This is a genomic window from Cellulomonas sp., assembly GCF_017744555.1.
In the GTDB taxonomy this organism is placed as follows: Bacteria; Actinomycetota; Actinomycetes; order Actinomycetales; family Cellulomonadaceae; genus Cellulomonas.
Map to the genome: position 1 here is coordinate 1 of NZ_JAGIBD010000119.1, position 638 is coordinate 638.

The window sequence follows — 638 nt, forward strand, 5'->3', positions numbered from 1 at the left end:
GCCCGGCGGTGAGCGCGTCGACGTCGGCCGAGCCGCCCGCGACGACGAGCACGCGGGGACGGCGCGCCCCGTCGACCCCGTCCGCCGCACCGGCGAGCTCGTCGACGAGCCCACCCACCTGCGCAGAGGTCCCCGCCCCCACGACGATCCGGCCGGCGGTCGCGAACGTGCTCATCCCCCGAGGCTAGGCCCGACCGTCCCCGGCACGCCGCCCACTGGTCACAACGGCACCCCACCCGGCGACCACTGGTCAGAACGGCAGCGGCGCACACCCAGAACCAGCACCGAACTGACCACTGGTCACATCGGCACCCCACCCGGTGACCACTGGTCAGAACGGGTGCGGCGAGCGCCCTGGATCGGCACCGAAGTGACCAGTGGTCGGCGCGGCGGCGGGGTCAGGTGCGGCGGCGGGGTCAGGCGTGCAGGCGGGAGCGCCAGTCCGGGGGGACGCGGTCCGCCGGGCCGGGGGCCGGCTGGTCGGCGGGGTGCGCCTGCGGCGGGGCCAGGTCGGGGCCCCGGCCGTACGCGTCAGCCGCGTAGTCCCACCACCAGTCCTCGCCGGGCTCGTAGCTGCGCACCAGCGGGTGCCCGGTGTCGCGCCAGTGGGCGGTCGCGTGCTGCGCGGGCGACGAGTC

General features: G+C 77.1%; 1 protein-coding gene. It reads right to left on the reverse strand.

The features are described 5' to 3' along the window. Positions 1-416 precede the first annotated feature (416 nt). Positions 417-638, reverse strand: a 222-nt coding sequence (locus tag J7523_RS20470) for a UBP-type zinc finger domain-containing protein (protein WP_291890645.1), incomplete at its 5' end; no start/stop codon positions are given.